Raw genomic sequence first — 18,284 nt, 5'->3', positions numbered from 1 at the left:
AAACTAATTGTTTTTAAAGCTCTCAAGGATTAAAATCATATAAAATAATAAAGAAGAACATTAAATATTCAAACAAAAATTTTTTATTTACCAATTATATCCTTCCAATCATCAATTGAACTAGCATTATTAATTTTCTTTGCTAGAATTCGAAAATTATTACTTATTCTTTTTCTATTACCACTATCTTTTCCACTTAAGTAATCATCTACATGTAAAGATTGACCGGTACTATCCTTAATTAGACTTAAAACTACCGCCCTGGAATGCTGACAAAATTTCTGGAGTGTATCTTTAACTGTCTTAGAAAATGTTTGATTAATTTTGAAAGCCTCAATTGATAATGATTCAATATGATAACCAGAAAGGCGGTTCTTCTTGGGGAATTGGTCGTTAATACTCTTGAAGAGTTTAATCATCGATGTAACCACCACCATTTGACTGATTTACCTTGGATAGCTTTTCAGCAAATTTCTTAGGCTTAATAACGTTACTCCATTAGTTAATACCAGGTTTTGCAGTTTTATAACCAGTAGCAGTGTTAATACTTGGTAACAATTCGTTCCAATAATACAATATAATAGTCAATTGGAATTACATTCCATCTAGTTCTATGATACCAAATATACACAATAAATGTATATTCATATATTTACTTCAATACACTTGATGTATAAAAACTGCCAAATATTAATTAACGGGTTTACTTCAGAGGTGCAAACAACTAAATATCAAGGCAAAGCGCACGGTATTTCATAATAGAATTCACCGTGCGCTTTTTGCTTTTATATCAATGATTATTTACCCCTTTACTCAGAATTCACATATTAAATCACAGGATAATTCTCAGGGCAGAAATAAATATTGGAGTGTATGTGATTTCTGGTGTGATTTAGTATATGAGATATCTTGTGATTGAAAAGTCATTTGGTTATTTATGTTAAAATGATATTAAAAGTATCGAAGGGCTTGTGAAGAAACACTTAAACTAACGGTGCAGGTTAGTGGAATAAGAATACACATTAGGGAATACTAAAATGAGGTGTTTCCAATGAAAAATTCCATTGTCTTACTACTAACGATAATTTGCCTTCTTGTTCCTACCAGTGCAGTGGCAAAAAGTAATCAATATGAAATTGTTTCAAAACTAAGCGAACAAAACATCACCCTATACGCTAAAAAATCAAACGGTTTTTACCACGATTTTAAAATGAATTTTAAGGGTGAGGTTTATTCAAGACCATTTTGGATGAATGTTACAAATCCTACTTATGCTCCTGAACTCTTTTATGAAGACATAAACCAAGACGGAAAAAAGGAACTAATCATAACCTTAACGAAAGGATATGGTTCTGGTGTACGAGATGAAGAAGTTTATGTCTATCGATATACAAACGGATTAACTGATGTACTTGTTGATAACCCTTTAGCAATTATCTATAAAAATGCAAATACAAAACTAACTACGAAAAAAGCCGAGGTCAGCGTAGGTGACAAAAAATATATAGTTGATATAACCCCATTAGAAATAAAACCTGCAAACATTTTTGAGGATATAGCCTTCGGGAGTATTACTGATTACGAAGTAAAAGATAACCATCTGATTGTCAGAGTCAGTGGACAAATATCTCCTGCAAGTTCTATTGGAGAAATTGTCATTGTTTATGAATATTGTGACAAAATGTATCAAGCCAAATCAATTAAATTTCAGCCATACAAATAAAGTTTGTGAATAACTGTACTTAAAGTAACGGGTGCAAGAGTGGAACAAGGAGAGTTGTCGATGCGGCAGCTCCTATTGTGTTAATGGTGCAGTTTTGTGCAGGAACGATATTTAGTGAAACTTTTTTTACTGTATTCGTAATTTTTGAATAAAAGGGGGTTGTACAAGTGAACGACACAATTGGATATAACCTTCAATATGATTTATTCCTTTCAATATTCATAGTAAGTTGAAGTTGTTTAATTAATCAATATGTATAAATCCAAAATTAATCTAATGGGGTTGGAACTTGTGTTAAATAATGTTGACGATTTTATTCAGATGTTAAGTTTAGGTACCGATTCAGAATTAGTATTGAATGCCATGAAAGAAAATAAAGTTGAGTACAGAAAGCAATTAGGAAGATTACTAAGTCAAAGTAGAAAGAAAGCGAAAGAAGAGAAGTGTTTTTATTGTGGTGAAATATGTAGTAGCTTTTGTAATTCACATTCTATACCTGCTTATTTTCTGAGAAACATTGCTGTAGAGGGAGACGTATATAATAATAATAAATTAGTGAGTTTACCATTATTAGATGATGATAATGGTGTAAACCAGTCGGGAACTTTTCAATTAATTTGTCGAGAATGTGATAGTAAAATCTTTAGTGATTATGAGAATTCAGATAATTATAAAGATGTACCGACAGCAAAAATGATTTCTCAGATTGCTATGAAAAGTTATTTAAAAAGCATAAGTAAGAGAAAGTTTGAAATTGCATTATATGATAACATGTACGAAAATTTTGTGCTCCCATATGAAGTTTATAAAGAAAAACAGAAAATAAATGATTTAGATTTAAAGGAATATATTGAAGATTTTAATAGGGCAAAGAAGATAGATAAAAAAGGGTGGAATAATGAGTATTACTTAATTTATCATCAAAAACTAGATTATGTTGTTCCAATGGCTTTTCAAAGTAATGTTGCATTACTGACAGACATTGAAGGGGGTATTATTAATAATATATATAATGATTCTCCCGATTATAGAATTAAATCTATTCATATATGTGTGTTTCCACTAGAGTCTTCAAGTGTTATTATGATTTTTATTGATTCAAGAGATAGCAAGAGATACAGAGCATTTTATAAGCAATTTAGAAAATTGTCTGATAAAGATAAATTAGCTGCAATAAATTTTATTATATTTAACTATTCCGAAGATGTATTTATTAACAAAGAGGTTAATGATGATATATTGAAACATAATGGATTAATCGATGCAAGTAGAAAATCATTTGATATATTAACAAATAATCCTAATGTTGATACTGCATTAGTTGGAAGCGATGTGGATTTTTCAAAGATGAATGAAATTCCCAATTTACTCTTGGAAGAGTTTAAAATTCGTTAAAAATACCTTTGTAGCTGTATTTCTAAAGTTATTAAGCTGAAAGATGTATTGACACAACATATTGCAAGTTTATGATTTGTGAACAATTGCACTTAAACTATAGGGTGCGTTTCTGGAACAAGTAGAAACGCTTATTTCACTATTGGAGCAGTTTAGTTGAACAAGGGATTTTCTTCTACAAAAATAAACCAAGAGGAACATTGCCTCTTGGTTAAAATGGGAATGTTTCAAACTTTGGAACTTCCATAGTTTCTCCACCGTAAAGTGTATCCTTCGTTTTAGCATCCAGTACAACAAATTTAGTGTAGTGCTTTTTTCCTTTAGTATGTGCATACCCTAAGAAATAAACCTGCCGGTCAGGATGAATTGCTGGAGAGTAAAGAGACATTTCTTCTTTTTCTCGCCCAACATTCTTATAAAAATTATGTTCTTCATTAATTACATTTTTAAAGGTCGTTTTTTTTCGGATTTCATATGTGGCATTTTTAGGTTCTTGATACACTTTAGAATTCAGGGTTTTATAAAACTCATTAGCATTAGGAAATTCATCGTTTGTATTTACTTGATATTCAATTGGGATTTTTTCAGCTGCCAAAATAACTTGTCCGAAAGATAAGCAATATAGAATAGTTATTAATATACCTAAAAAAGATTGCTTTTTCATTATTTTTACCTCCTGAAACTAGTTCAATTTTAGTTTTTAAAATTCCCTTAGAGGTCTTTTCCTATTCTATTTACAAAAAATTACTTGTTGAACTAACGGGCAGTATAGTGGAACAACGGTTGTTAATTATCCTATTATTTGAAATAATAATAACAGGATAATTAACAGGTATGTAAAATTTAATTGATTGTTAATATGATGCTTTTAAATACATGGAAAAAGTGGGATATTATATGAATATTCGTTATTTGATTTACATTGTTATTGCAATTTTATTTGGTATATTTGATTTTTATTTCGAGAGCTATCTAACAGGTGCACTTGGGTTTAGCGGGTTTCGTAGATACTTAACTTATGGAGTATGGTTAGTGCTACTTATTCCAATTTCCCTATTTGAAGTAAAAAATTCTAAGTCTAAAATAAAAACCGCTATTGTGTGTAGTATTACTTGGATTTTCTCCATTGTTTCATACTACCTATGGATGGCTGTACACCGAGCTTTTATATCAATTACACATTTACACATTTCTAATATAGATTCAGACACTTATTTCTGGGAAAATTGGAAAAGTTTCCTTCAGCATAATGTTTTTAAGCGTGGCATAGTTGAGTGGGGTGGAGTTGCAATAATAGGTGGATTTATTATTGGATTATTAATTAGCTATATTTATCTTCGCCTTGACAATTTAAGAAAGTCAAAAAAAGAAAATGGGAATTTTTAGAATAAAGTGGATAAATTGCATTTCGCTTCATATAGCTAACGGTGAGCTAAACTTCAAGAAGGAGATTAGCTTTTTCTTGTTGAAGTAATTGGCAGCAGAATGGAAGAAGCATAGTGAATTTTAAGTTATGAATAAGTATTTAAGGAGGAGAACAATGAAAAAACGAATTCATATAATGGGAGCTTCAGGGTCTGGAACTTCAACACTTGGCTCTTCATTATCAATAGTTTTACCTCATATATACCTTGATACCGATGATTATTTTTGGACAACTAAATTCACTAAGCAAAGTGAAGTACCTGAACGAAGAAGTATGCTTGAAAAAGATTTATCACTTTATGAGAATTATATTCTTTCTGGTGCAGTGTGTGGTTGGGGTGATAACTTTAAAAGTTATTTTGACCTTGTAATATTCTTATGGATTCCGCAAGATATAAGGCTTGAAAGGTTACAACAGAGGGAATTTCAACGTTATGGAAATGAAATATTAGCTGGTGGTAGTAAATATGAACAATCGAAAACATTTTTAGAGTGGGCATCTTTATATGATAGTGCGGGATTAGAAGTTAGAAGTAAATCTTTACACGAACATTGGATGGCAGACTTACCTTGTCCAATATTAAAAATTGAAGGTGATTATACAGTCAATGAAAGAGTTGATATTGTCTTAGATTATCTAAATGCTAATTGAACTAAAGTGGATTTTCCTTGAATAAGGAATTGCTGTCCTTGTTCAACTAACGGGTGCCTATCTTGAAGAAGGATAAGTCCCTTTTTTGTTGAAGTTATTAAGCTAACGAAGCAGGATTGTAGAACAGTTAATATTAGCCTTTATTCCGCAATCGAATCATATTGTGGAATAATATATGTTAACCTCAACCAAATTTGTGAGGAGTTTTTGTGAAAGGGGCGACATTTTGCAGAACAAAAAATTAAGGATTGCTTGGATAATACCTAATGTATTCTTTTATCTAATGTTTATAGGTGCATTGATTTTTGTCGCTGTTAATGCAAAAGATATTAATGAAATTGGCATGATGTCACTTTGGATTTTTATTTTATTTCTGCTTTTTGTAGGGTCTGTATTAGGAAGTATCCGAATCTGGTATTGGATTGAGAATGGAAAAATGTAATAATTCTTGTTAAATTTACTTTGTGAACTAATGTACTTAAAGTATCGGGTGCGCTCCTGCAATAAGACAGGGGCATTCTTTCTATGCTAATAAAAAGGAAATTAATGTTAAACTATAGGAGCATTATAGTGGAGAAGAGATTTTTTAAGATAAAATTTGAGATTGAAAAAATTATACAAAAAAGGGATGGGAGAAATGATAAAGGGTTTATATGAATCACATTTACCTGTGAAAAATTTAGAAATTTCAATTGGATTTTACCGAAAATTAGGTTTAGAATTCGCTTGGCGTGACGAAGACACCGTATTCTTATGGATAGGGGAAGGAAAAAGTTGGTTAGGATTGTGGGAAGGGAAGGAGTACCAAACTACATACCACCCTTCTTTGAGGCATACTGCTTTTCGAGTTACATATGAGGATTTACAAGATTCCTTAGAATGGCTTGAGTCCATCCAAGTTGAACCTGTTCCTTTTGGAAGAAGAACATCGATAGAGCCTTTTGTAAGACCAAATCAAGGAAATGCTTCGGTTTACTTTAATGACCCAGATGGAAATAGTTTAGAATTGATGTGTTATATTGAAGTTCCTAATGAATTAAAACATATTACGGAAAAGTTGTCATTTAAGGACTGGGAAAATTTAGTTGGAATAACTTGAGATTGTGAAGAAATGAACTTAAACTAAAGGGTAGTGATTGCTGAACAAGAGGCAGTCGCTTTTTCGCTAACGTGGCAGTTTAGTGCAACAAAATAATTGAGGGAGAAATGTTTTTATGGAGGATAATCAAGAAGAAGTAAATAGTGGATTTGAAATAGAAGTAAACGCACCTTACTCATTAAATTATTTAATATATGTTCAAAACATATTTCTGAACAGTAGAAATCAAGATAGAGAAACCCCTTTATTTCCATATGTTGATAGTTCAAAGTGGGGGCTTTTAAATGGAGAATTTGAACAGACATATAGAGAAGTTTGGGAAGAAACATTAAATAACAACTATCTTAGTGGTATGTATGTCCATAATGGAATATTAGATTTTGATAAAGCTTTATTTCAAAAATTGTTTGAGAATAATGAAATAGGTGTATTCGGATATTTAGAAAGTGTTAAGTCCTTTTTAGCTTGGTGGGATGGGATTTATGGAAAGATAGCTATTGAAGGTATATTTGATGAAGATAGAATGAATAAGATTTATAAGGAATTATCGAAATCAATCAATGCAGATAAAAGACTAAAAATTGGTTTGATTTATGATAGACCTATTTTAACTGGACAATCTGAAAGTTCTTGGTATGCAATTCTAACTATTCAAGATGTTTTTGCTTTTAGGTATAAAAAAAGACCAGAGTTAATATCAAAGTTATTAAATTGTTGTAAGGTTAATTAGAGCTAATTGTTATTTAAGTAACGGGTGCGTTAGTTTAACAAGCAAATATTACAAAAATGGAATCTCCACAAATTTGGAAGTTCCATTTTTATAAGTCAATGAATATTCATTAATTATCAATCTTCTCTATTCCTATTTCCTCTAACTTTTTCCATAAACTTTCGAGTGACTTAGTTTTGTTGTAATAAAACTCTCTGCCTCTAACTCTCCAGAACTTCCAACCTGCCCGTTCTAAGTCATATTGACGTTGCATATCCTCTTCCCATTTTTCAGGACCGTGCCACTTCTCACCATCACATTCTACAGCAAGACGGTCTCTGATTCCTTCAATAACTAAATCAATACGGTAATTTCCTACTTTAACTTGAGGTTGAACTTTATATCCTTTTGCTACAATCATACGTAATACTTCAATCTCAAATGGAGAGTCACATTTTTCTTCCAAGTTTTCAACTATTTCATTTACTCTTGCTGGATTTTTACAATAGCTTAATAACTGGTATCGATAACAGTCTTTCTTCAATTCATCTAACTCTACTGAATGATACAGTCTCATTTGATTTTTTGCTCTACTTGCAGCTACATTAAAGGATTGTTGTTGGTCTTTCTTTGTCATAGCAACAAATCTTCTGTTCCCAGAAACCACCATTGATAAGAATATAATATCTCTTTCGTCTCCTTGGAGGCTGTATGCATTTCCGCAAATTATTTTTCTTTTCACAAATTCACTTTCGGATATTCTCTCACGTATTTTATTCTCAATAAGAGCTGCTTGTTTATTTCCTTGTAATGCTATCACACCTATTGATTGTTTTTCATACAATGGGTCTGCAATTATCATTTCAATGTCTTCAACGATTTTATCAGCTTCTGGAACATTTACAATAGAACTTCCTTCCGTGGCATAACCATCTTCAACTTTAATCGCAACTACTGGAGGCTCTATTTTTTCATCTTCAAATGGAAGTCTTAAAGGAACCATTTGCCCTCCATAGCTAAGGTCATTCGAAAACTGTATGATTTCAGGTACACATCTAAAATGTTCTTTTAACATTAATCTACCACTTTTAGGGAAGATTTGGTCTGCGATTTCGTAAAGAGATATTTTATGGTCAAACAACCGCTTGTTTGGTACTCCTTCTAGATAACGTTGTATCAATTCTTCAATTTCAGAGTCTTTTGTTCCAATTCCATAAGGACTTATTTGTTCATCATCACCTACAACTACAATCTTTTCACCTCGTAATAGCACAGGAACTGACATAATATCGCATTGACTACTTTCATCAAAAATAATGACATCAAACTTATCGTTATAAATCGGGAAGTTCTCAATCACTTGATTGACTGGCATAATCCAAACAGGAATTGCTGATTGAGCATTTTCCATTTCTTTACGCGCATCTGCTAAATATCGCTTGTTATTACCTGTCCCTTTACCATAACGCTTTATAAAGTTTTTCCAAGCTACAAGGGCTCTCTTTTGTGATTCAGTTATTCGGTTAATTTGATTTAACCAAGTAGAATTTGACACTATTGAAATAATTAATTTTTTTTGATAATCTTGTTCAGCTTTGATGTTGTTTTCTATTCGTTCTGCTTCAACATCTTGATTTTCTGTCATCCAATCATATAAAGATTTTAGTTCCCAAGACTTATGAACTTCTTGAGGAATCGGTACTTCTTTAGAGAGTAAATCAACCACCATAGCTGCTGATTTAGGAGCAGTTCCCTCAAGTTGTGTTAACAAATCAAAGTATTTTGTTACTTTTTCTTTCTTATTCATTAAATAAGTCAATTCTTCAAGTACGGATGCCCATCTAGATTCATCTTTCTCATTTAATATATTAAGAAATGATTGTACAATAGGGTGTATTTCTTTTTCTTTTAATAGTTGCATTAATGTGTCTCTATATAAATTGTACTCTCTTTCCCACTCTTGGTAGTTAAGAACATCATATAGGTAATTAGTTGTTGATTTAAGCTCTACATAAAAATTGTAACTTAGCCAGTTTGAATTGTTCAGTAATAGACGTTTTGAGGTTTGGATGAAACCTTCTACTAAAGCTCCTAAGCGCATTGTTTTCTCATAGGACTCAATTGCTTTGTCAAGCGTACTAAAAAGACGTTTATCCTCGATATCGATTGGACTTCCACTAATTTCATCAACATTAGCGTTCCAAGTGCGAACTGCTTCCGCTTTTTTCTTTTTTAAAAGAAGATGTTGTTGCAGTATTTCAATTTCTTCATACGTTCTAATTGGCTGACCATTTATAATTGGTGCTTCCCATAAATATTTCGCATTCTTTCCCTTGGTTAAGGCAAATATAGCATTTGGTTTCTTGTTGGCTCTTAGGCGTTCCCCATAAATATAAATATCTGATTCTAATTCAAAGTCTGGTTTGTTGGGGAGCGTAATGTCGTGATTAATAATGGTTTTGTGAATAGATACCATTTCTTTATTCTTTTCTTTAATTCCACTAAAGAAAGAGGTCCATCGTTCTTTTCGAGAATCACCAGCTAGGTAGTCATCAAGTATTTTCTGTAGCGCAGTTCCTTCTTTAAAGCAATCCTTGTATTCCAAGATTCTTGAAAGCTCTATGTTTATCTTTTCAGCATATGCCTTATCATGAGGAAATTGAATTTTATTAGTATGAAAAATAGCTTTATCATATTTATGTTTTAAATCTTTACCGTTTGAAAGCCACTTTTTCATTTCTTCCGGGCTTTTTAATAAATGGATATCTGGAAGAACTGTACCCTTTAAATAAAGGTCCTTTTCTTCTAATGAGCCTCTAAGTTCCCAAAGAGTCTTAAATTCTTCTTCTGATAAAGGGAATTCAGAATTCAATCCCACTTTATCTAAAATCCAATGATAATCTAGTGATTCATCAGTCAACATTTGGGCAGTATTTGCTTTGTTGATGGAATTACCTTTGTACTCAATTTCTGTTTTTTCACTTTTGCTATATTCCAATAACTGATGTTTAAATTTCGCCTCTTTTCTTCGACTACTATCTAATTCGTCTTTATTTCTTGCAATCTCTGCTTCTAACTTTTCAATAGATGTATTTCCAAGTTTATCTGAAATTGTACGTATAGATTTTTCAATTTCTCTTAGAGAATCTCTTCCTCCACCTAGGACGGGTACACATAAATCACGTATTTCTTCAGGAATTTTTTCTTTAAGAACTTTTAAAGGATTTTCCTTTTGGCTTGTAATAAGAATTTTCTTTCCGTGCGCTAGTAAATGAGAAACAATATTGGCAATCGTATGAGTTTTACCTGTCCCTGGAGGTCCTTGTACTGTCAAACCAAAGTTACTTGACAGCCTTCTGGCAATTTCCTTTTGTTCTTCATTAGCAGCAAGAGGGAAATATAAGTCTGTAGCTACTTTATCCCATTTATTGTTATTCACACTTTCATCTATTTGCACTTCATTTCCAACAATAGACTCAACTGTTGCTGGTGCCTCATATCCCTCTTCTTGCATAGACTCAATGATTTGTTCTAAATCTTTTTGTAAAACCTGATTGTCTTTTCGTCTTAGAATAATTACATATTCATTTAAGTGACCTATAGCATCCTTTGAAGGATGAATAGGTTCACCTTTTATAGCGGCACGACCACTTGCATCAATTACTTGCATAAATTGGGTAGATAAGTCATGCACATCTTCTTCAAATACATCTCTATATCGTGCTATTCTGCCTATATTCTGAATCTCTTCCATATTTGGAAGTGGGATGCCACTAAGTATATTCAGTTCAAGTTTGTATCCTTGATTAGTTGGTTTAACAACTATAATACCTTTATCAGTATCAAGTTCAATATCCATTTTTGTCGTAAATAGAGGGTGTAATATAGAATCAACTTCTTGCTTCCACGTAAAGATTGTTTTTCCTAGTAGTAATTCAAGTCCTTCACCTTCAACTTGAAAATCTTGATTAATTCTGAAAAATAGTTCATACAAAGTTTGGACCTTTTTCATCCGAGAAATTTCCGCTGCCCAGTCACTCCACGCTACTTTCCAATTATTAAATAACTTTAACCTACTTGAATCTTCATCAAAACGTATTTCTACCTCATCGGTCCCTTGTATCACCACTTTCGGAGCAGGGATTTTTGGAGGTTGAGTTTCTTTATTATACGAATATGTAATCCATTCCCTAATGGATTTGTCAGGATGTGGAGGAGTCAGAATTGCTTCAGTGAACTTTTGTCTATGAATCTCAATAATTGCTTCCTCATCTTCTCCTGTTCCCATTAAATATACTCCATCACCATATTCTTCTAGAGCAGATTTAGTCCAATTTTTATCATATTCCTTAAAATCACGGATAACTTTAAATCGTAAGTTATTGACCGCTAACAAATATTCAAACAGTTGCCTAGCTTTGTCACTCAATTAAAAGCACCTCTTTATTATTTCATATAGTCAATATATCACATTGTATGTATGGGAATAAAAGTTAATTCTTGTTAGGTTAGTTAATAAACAATACATACTCGTTCAAACAAAGGGTTTTACAAATGAGCCTTTTATCTCATTTATTAATTTGTATCGTTTTAACCAATAAACATATAACGCGATAAAAGCTTAGAGAATTTATCTCTAAGCTTTGTACACTAACTGTTACATTCCTATTAAGCTATATACTGGTTACTGGGTGCATGAAAAATTATAATAAATCCTAGGTGTTCCAAACTTTTCAATTTCTATCCAAAAATAAATCTATGAATTATTTCAGTTAGGATATCAGGTGAAAAAAGATACTGTAAGAAATCAGTATTAATATAGTTCAGGTCGATTTCACTATAACAAATTCAAGACAGTTTTTTTGAGCCTGTAACTCTTCTAATTCCTTAATATTAATGCTCTAACTTTTTGATAAAATTTCTAGATTTACTGCCCTTAGAAATTCGCCAAAATCATCAATAATTTTAGTTGTCAGTTTTTCTTCCTTTGTTGCATGAGATGAACATATTTCTGTACCATATCTTCCATATGACCCACGTATGTATCCTTTTCTGCCAGAATGGTACCACGTTCCTTTACCACAATCAGCGCAGTAAGCACATTTGTAAATAGGTTACGATTTATACGTAGTATCTCCAATTAAAAGGGAATGCGCTTCCCAGATGTTGACCTTGCTCATAGTGAAATCTAGTCAAAATAAATTGACTATACTTGTAGTAGGGTGCTTGGTAAAATGATACCCTGGTGAGTCGAAATGGAATATACTAACTCAGGGGGCAGATGGCTAGCCACCAGAAAGATTTTACGTTATATTACAAAAGTACATTTTCCTTTTAATGTGCTATGGAGCGCTTCGCTAAATCTTTATTTAATTAAATCAAGATAAATGATTGAAATTAAATAAAAGACTAAACTAATATTTAATCTTTTATTATCATTAAAAATCTTATTATGTAATTATTTTATAAATAGTGAATCATTCAACATAAAGTATATTAATCCACCAAACAGTATTCCTAGTACAATACTTAGTAAAGTACCAATTAAATAGTTCTCCGCAAAAGATTTATCTTCAAGTTGCTTAAACCTTGTCAACGTTTTAAAAGCACCTAAAACTACTAATCCTGGATAGGCTTGTAGTATAATAAATACTGCTATTAAGAACCTCTCTAAAATCCCGATGTATTTACCAACTGCATTATCATCAATTTCATTAAAGCTATTTAACTGAATTTTAATACTTTTCTTACTGTTCTTCTCATCACTTATTTCCCAACTTCTTTCTAATACTACATTCTTTTTCATTTGTTCTATCTCTACTAATATTCCATCTAACTCATTTTTTTCAATTGTTGCAGCAGCCTCTTCCTCCATTGAAAGTACCTTTTTCGAGTTTAACCTCTTTATATCTTTTAAAACCTCACCGATAAAATAACCACTTCCATAAGTTAACAGGATTATTAAAGCTAATATAACTATTATCCTATTTAAGTCAGAAACGATTAAATTATTATATATGAAGTCATTGAACTTACTAAACATTATAGTGGGTGAATATACTTTACCGAATATTAACAAAACTAGATAAATAGTTAGAATATGAATTGCTTGGTCAAGTATGAAATGAAAAGAGCTTCTTTCCAATAAATACTTGTGAAAACCTTTTTTCTCCGGTTTGACTGATTCCATTTTCTCAATCAGTTTCTCTGAGTATTTTACCTTAAGGAAGTCAACAAAATAGTGGATTACTCCAATTAGTAATACTGGCAAGGTTAAGTAAAAATCGACCCCCGTTATCAAGAATGTTAATAACAAAGTAACAACCATATGTTGACCTACATGTTCAGTTAGACCAATATTAATTCTTCTGAAAAATTTTCTTTTGAAATATAACTCTTTTTTCTTTATTGTATAATTTGTTTGTGTTATAAAGTCACACATAAAATGTGCTAGGATAAAAATTAGAAATAATTTAATCATTGTAATCCTTCCCTAAAGTTATAAATAGTATTTATTAAATTAATTAGCTCCTGTTCACCTTCTTTTACTATAGTGTGTTCTGCTCTTGATAGTAATTTACTTACGTTTGATTTTGAATTGTCTCGCTCATATCCTAATTTCTCTCCAATGTCCTCATAAGTTAAATCGGAATTTTTCTCTATTAGTTCTATGGCCTTTGATTGCAATTCTGTTCTTTTTTTTATTTTTTCTAATATAAAATATAATAAATAATTAATGGCTGTATCATTAATTCTATTATCGCCAACAATAAACATAAATTTAAAATTTTCATCTAAAGATTGAAGTGCCCTTGTTTTAAACTTTTTATCCTTTAATATCTTTAGAGCGTCAGCCGCATTCCAAATAGCCCTACCATTAACTCCATCTGGATTATCTAACTTCTCATTACCTACTTCTCCAAATCCTCCCCCAACATAGAGGGGAACCTGGAATTTTTTTGATAGATAAAAAAGTTCCTTAAATGCCCAATACCCATCATTAAAATTATTAACTACTCCAAAAAGCTCATCTCCAGCTCTTACAGTAAATTCGGTTAATAAACTATTGCTAAACTTCTCATTTAACTCCTTTGCAATTAATTCTAATTGTTCTTCTTTTTTGTTTTTTCTAGAATTTATTACATCTGCCGTTATACACGTTGCACGCAATCTGTCCATTATTCCCCTCCAGTTCATCCTATAAAAACTCAATATTTGATTTAATATGTATTTAAAGGATTAAGCAGACTTTTTTCTTACTTAGTTTACCCAGTAAAATAGCTCAACCATCAAGGTAACGGTTTTTCCAGTAACCCCGGAAAGTTACCGGATTCTCCAGTAACCTCGGAAAGTTACCGGATTCTCCAGTAACCCCGGAAAGTTACCGGATTCTCCAGTAACCCCGGAAAGTTACCGGATTCTCCAGTAACCCCGGAAAGTTACCGGATTCTCCAGTAACCCCGGAAAGTTACCGGATTCCCCAGTAATCATAGAGAGTCATTGGCTTTACCAACAACTTTTTAGAATTACTTATTTGCCGGTGATTCTTAAAGTTATCTGATTAAATATCAGAATAACCTTCAATTTAATATACTATGTATTTAGGAAGTTCCAAACAAAATCTATTATCTTATTATTCAATATGCTATAAAGCTAAGCTACTATTTTTCACCTTCTCAAATAGAGTCAAAGAATGGAATAAATATAGTTCCTAGATTTACCTTATTCTCCTAACTTTATCCTCTATCTACCAATTTTTTAAAAATGATAGATTATTGCTTAATAGTATGACATACGAACCGGATTTCAAGTTAACTACTTCACCACTCTATAATCATTTAAAAAAACACAATCTTATCCTAAAACCCAAAATAATATGTTTATATATACAATGTAAATGCGTCCTGGTCCGAATAGATTGGATATAACGGGGAATGTCTTCAAAAAAACTGCACAATCATTGATTCCTGCAAGGGTGGCAATTCAGCTCATGTTGCAAGTCGTGTAGCGCCTAAGCGACTTGCAAAAAAACCCACTAGTAGCCCTTGGAGGAAATCTTTAATTTCTCTAGTTAGATTAGCATTCTTCTATAACTATGGTAGCTATAAATTTGAAAGTGAATAATAAGTCATTAGCTTGTTAAATGTGTCTTCTATTAAGTTTTATCCCTTATTGTAACATTAGTAAGAGTTTGGTGTTAAAGCTTTTAAGATAATTTTTGCGACGGCTTAGACCTGTATTGATAGTAGGTCGCAGAAACTTTTAAGATGTAGTAGTATTTACTATAATAAACCTACTCCAATTGTATTTCGAGAGTAGGTTTATCTTGTATTAATCAATTCATTTTAGGACCTCTTTTAAAAGCTCAATTGCACTATCTTCTTCGGGATGATTTGTTGCTAGTTCACCTTTAAAGGCTTTACTAAGAATAGCTTGTTTAAACTGTACTATTTTATTTTCTAAGTCAATTGATTGAGATATTATATGTTCTTTATCAAGGATTTTATCTAGAATCTTTACAATTTGTTGTTGTTCTTCATATGGTGGAAGCGGAAATAAAAACTCTGATATTACTGTCGCGCTAAGATTTTCTTGATTTCCACCTTTAGCAATTTGTCTAAATCTCTTGTAACCTTCCATAAAATAATAGAAAATAAATTCTGGTAGAATATTTCCATTAGGGAGTATTGCACAAACCGCTTGATTACATGCAGCTTCAACCTTTAATATGGCAGCTCTTCCTCTAGTTAAGCCTTGCCCATACATAGCAACTAATACAGAATTTATTGGTAGAAGTTTCACTGAACTATTCTTAATAGCATCTTCAGAAATATTCTCCGCTGAATTGTATACGTTGTTCCATTTGACCTCACCTGTTTTTATCCAAGGAATATGTCCTTCATAAAATTCCGGAACATTTCTTTTGGGTGTTCCTCCTGAAGTTAGGTCTAAAACATCACCTAGCCTTACCCATTTCCAATTCTCTGGAATAGAATATTCACACTCGTTTTCAATAACGTCTTTTACTTTTTTTCTTTTTCTCATTTGCGAAGTCTTAATTATTTTATATAGCTCTTGTCCACTTATGTTATCAGGGTTACCCCTCCGCCAATCCCTTGTCAACTCACCACTAATAGCCTTTTTTAAAATAGCCGCTCGCCGAAGTTCAAACGTCTCCTTCGCTTCCTCAACCAACTGCTTTGCTTCTTCAATTTTTCCTAAAAGACGCTCTACCTTCTTAGCAATTCGCATCTGTTCATTTTCTGGAGGAAGTGGAAAAGGCATATTATCCATTGCTTTCGGAGATACTCTCGGCAAATTTATACCATTACTATTTTCATTAGCATATTTTAAAACATGTGGTAATCCCAGATACATGTCCAATATTTTATTAGTTGTTTTATTTTTATTACGATATACTAATATATCAGTTGAAGCCACACCATCAAATTCAACATAGGCATGCTTATTTAGATATGGTCGTAACTTACCATAAAGTACATCATTTTTCTTAAAAACTACCTTTTTACTTTTTACTCCTTCTGCAACCCTAACTACTGATACACCTCCTCCTTTATTCATATGCTCTAAACCAACATACTTTTCATTACCTGTAGGTTGAATTTGCTCTTTAACTTGTTCATAAACATATCCCAGCTTTGCCCAAACCCAATTTTTTGGTACTTCATATGGCTGTTCTTCTTCAGGAACTACTGCTTCATTAAACAATTCCTCCACGGATTTCTTTTTCTTACTCATTTCTTGACCACCTCATCTACTTCCACTGCTTTCAACTCTTCAACAACTTCATTTAATAAATCCATCGCTTGTTGGAGTTTAGCAATTGCCTCTTCAGCGGAATCAATCGGGTCTGGTAAGTTTTCATAAGCTGATAAGGACTCATCTGCAATCAGTCCAATATCTAAGTTGTCTCCCTTTTTCGCAATTTCATCTCGTGAGAACATGTTCCAACGCTCGTCTTCCACTTTTAAACGGTCCTCGACTTGATACGCAGTAATAAAGTTTTCAAAGTGAGCTTTTGTTAAGGTATTACGTTTACCAAAAGTCTGCATGTTTGTACGAAGGTCATATACCCATGTCTCCTTTGTACTGTTTTTATCCGTTCTCTCTTTAGTAAAGAATAAAACATTCGTTTTAACACCTTGAGCATAGAAGATTCCTGTTGGCAATCGTAAAATGGTGTGTAAATTGCACTTATCCATTAAGTCACGACGAATTTGAGCACCGATACCACCTTCGAATAATACATTGTCTGGTAATACGACGGCAGCACGAGCATTGCCATCGTCTTTTAAAGCATTATAAATTAACTGTAAAAAGTTCAGCTGTTTGTTAGATGTTTCAAAAGTTAAATCATCTCGTGTTACACGTTCTCCACCTTTTTTCGTTCCAAATGGAGGATTTGTTAAAATAACATCGAAGTTTTTCATCCATTTCCCATTACTAGATAAAGAGTCACCTTGTTCTAATCTTCCTTCAATGTCATGAAGAAGTGCATTCATTAATGCTAGACGATGAGTTCCTTTTACAAGTTCCATCCCAGTAAATGCTTCTTTCTTTTGAAACTCCGCTACTTGAGGGTCGAGGTCAAAATAATCATCTGTCTTATTCTTTAAATATTGGTCAGCTGCAATCATAAAACCAAATGTTCCCGCAGCTGGGTCATTACATCTTTCACCTGGCTCTGGGTCAATTAACTCAACCATTAAGTCAATTAACACACGCGGAGTAAAATATTGACCAGCACCAGACTTAGTTTCACTTGCGTTTTTTTCTAATAAACCTTCATATAAGTTCCCAAGTCCTTCTTCCTTAGCGTTATACCAATCAAGAGCATCAATAGACTTAATAATTTTTTCTAAGTTTTTAGGTTCTGTAATACTCGAAGATGCATCTGTATAGATTTGACGTAAACGTTCGTTGTCACTGCTACCGAATTCTAATAGTAACCTTTGGTAAAAAGCTTTTAATTCCAACCCTTCTTTTTCTAATAGGTTGTCCCATCTATATCCTTCTGGAATTACTTCCTTTTCCGCTTCTTGCTCTTTCATCATCTTTAAAAATAGTAAGTATGTTAATTCTGTTACATATTCCTGATATGTAATTCCGTCATCACGGAGTACATTGCATAAGTTCCAAAGCTTTTGAACGATTTCTTGGTTATTCATAGTGTTCCTCCTGAAATTCATATAAAGATAATATTTATTATAACTTAAAAAGTAGTGGATTTTCTTTTAGTAAAATCTACATTTATCCTATG

Annotated in this window: 14 protein-coding genes; 7 read left to right on the top strand and 7 right to left on the bottom strand. The window is 32.2% G+C overall.

Annotation, left to right across the window (positions count from 1 at the left end; all coding sequences use genetic code 11):
- Nucleotides 1-83 precede the first annotated feature (83 nt).
- Nucleotides 84-419 carry a hypothetical protein gene (locus LC076_RS19525; RefSeq protein WP_226670766.1) on the bottom strand — a complete coding sequence of 112 codons (336 nt, stop codon included), beginning with the start codon at nucleotides 417-419 and terminating at the stop codon, nucleotides 84-86.
- 632 nt (nucleotides 420-1,051) lie between these two features.
- On the opposite strand from LC076_RS19525, the gene LC076_RS19520 reads away from it, so the two are divergent.
- Together LC076_RS19520 and LC076_RS19515 are read left to right on the top strand one after the other, a co-directional pair.
- Nucleotides 1,052-1,723, top strand: coding sequence for a hypothetical protein (locus LC076_RS19520; protein ID WP_226670765.1), 672 nt, complete (start codon nucleotides 1,052-1,054; stop codon nucleotides 1,721-1,723).
- A gap of 291 nt (nucleotides 1,724-2,014) precedes the next feature.
- Complete coding sequence (locus LC076_RS19515) at nucleotides 2,015-3,118, top strand: hypothetical protein (RefSeq protein WP_226670764.1); 1,104 nt, start codon at nucleotides 2,015-2,017, stop codon at nucleotides 3,116-3,118.
- A 211-nt stretch (nucleotides 3,119-3,329) separates the two neighbouring features.
- Here the strand turns inward: LC076_RS19515 and LC076_RS19510 are convergent, their stop codons facing one another.
- Nucleotides 3,330-3,782, bottom strand: a complete 453-nt coding sequence (locus LC076_RS19510; RefSeq protein WP_226670763.1) for a hypothetical protein — start codon at nucleotides 3,780-3,782, stop codon at nucleotides 3,330-3,332.
- Nucleotides 3,783-4,015: 233 nt separating this feature from the next.
- Here LC076_RS19510 and LC076_RS19505 point away from each other — a divergent pair, with 233 nt between their 5' ends.
- The 5 genes from LC076_RS19505 (at nucleotide 4,016) to LC076_RS19485 (ending at nucleotide 7,024) form a co-directional block, all read left to right on the top strand.
- Nucleotides 4,016-4,504 (top strand): phosphoethanolamine transferase CptA, encoded by a 489-nt coding sequence (locus LC076_RS19505; RefSeq protein WP_226670762.1) that lies wholly within the window; start codon nucleotides 4,016-4,018, stop codon nucleotides 4,502-4,504.
- Nucleotides 4,505-4,658: 154 nt separating this feature from the next.
- Nucleotides 4,659-5,195, top strand: a complete 537-nt coding sequence (locus LC076_RS19500; protein ID WP_226670761.1) for a hypothetical protein — start codon at nucleotides 4,659-4,661, stop codon at nucleotides 5,193-5,195.
- A 226-nt stretch (nucleotides 5,196-5,421) separates the two neighbouring features.
- Nucleotides 5,422-5,637, top strand: coding sequence for a hypothetical protein (locus tag LC076_RS19495; RefSeq protein WP_226670760.1), 216 nt, complete (start codon nucleotides 5,422-5,424; stop codon nucleotides 5,635-5,637).
- A gap of 195 nt (nucleotides 5,638-5,832) precedes the next feature.
- On the top strand, nucleotides 5,833-6,294 hold the full coding sequence (locus LC076_RS19490) for a VOC family protein (protein WP_226670759.1): 462 nt from the start codon (nucleotides 5,833-5,835) through the stop codon (nucleotides 6,292-6,294).
- Between the two features lie 115 nt (nucleotides 6,295-6,409).
- The gene (locus LC076_RS19485; RefSeq protein WP_226670758.1) at nucleotides 6,410-7,024 is read left to right on the top strand and encodes a group-specific protein; all 615 of its coding nucleotides are present in this window, start codon (nucleotides 6,410-6,412) and stop codon (nucleotides 7,022-7,024) included.
- Nucleotides 7,025-7,133: 109 nt separating this feature from the next.
- On the opposite strand, the gene LC076_RS19480 is transcribed toward LC076_RS19485, so the two are convergent.
- From LC076_RS19480 to LC076_RS19460, 5 genes are all read right to left on the bottom strand, one after another.
- Nucleotides 7,134-11,432, bottom strand: a complete 4,299-nt coding sequence (locus LC076_RS19480; RefSeq protein ID WP_226670757.1) for an AAA domain-containing protein — start codon at nucleotides 11,430-11,432, stop codon at nucleotides 7,134-7,136.
- 1,029 nt (nucleotides 11,433-12,461) lie between these two features.
- On the bottom strand, nucleotides 12,462-13,484 hold the full coding sequence (locus tag LC076_RS19475; protein ID WP_226670756.1) for a DUF3307 domain-containing protein: 1,023 nt from the start codon (nucleotides 13,482-13,484) through the stop codon (nucleotides 12,462-12,464).
- Complete coding sequence (locus tag LC076_RS19470) at nucleotides 13,481-14,182, bottom strand: SatD family protein (RefSeq protein ID WP_226670755.1); 702 nt, start codon at nucleotides 14,180-14,182, stop codon at nucleotides 13,481-13,483. The genes LC076_RS19475 and LC076_RS19470 overlap by 4 nt, the downstream gene beginning before the upstream one ends.
- Before the next feature lie 1,161 nt (nucleotides 14,183-15,343).
- Complete coding sequence (locus LC076_RS19465) at nucleotides 15,344-16,762, bottom strand: restriction endonuclease subunit S (RefSeq protein ID WP_226670754.1); 1,419 nt, start codon at nucleotides 16,760-16,762, stop codon at nucleotides 15,344-15,346.
- The gene (locus LC076_RS19460) at nucleotides 16,759-18,192 is read right to left on the bottom strand and encodes an N-6 DNA methylase (protein ID WP_226670753.1); all 1,434 of its coding nucleotides are present in this window, start codon (nucleotides 18,190-18,192) and stop codon (nucleotides 16,759-16,761) included. Before LC076_RS19460 ends, LC076_RS19465 begins: the two co-directional genes overlap by 4 nt.
- Between the last annotated feature and the right edge of the window lie 92 nt (nucleotides 18,193-18,284).

The sequence above is a fragment of the Metabacillus litoralis genome, from assembly GCF_020524045.1.
Classification (GTDB): domain Bacteria; phylum Bacillota; class Bacilli; order Bacillales; family Bacillaceae; genus Metabacillus; species Metabacillus litoralis_C.
Note: the sequence above shows the minus strand (reverse complement) of the source record. Positions and strands in the feature narration are given on the sequence as shown.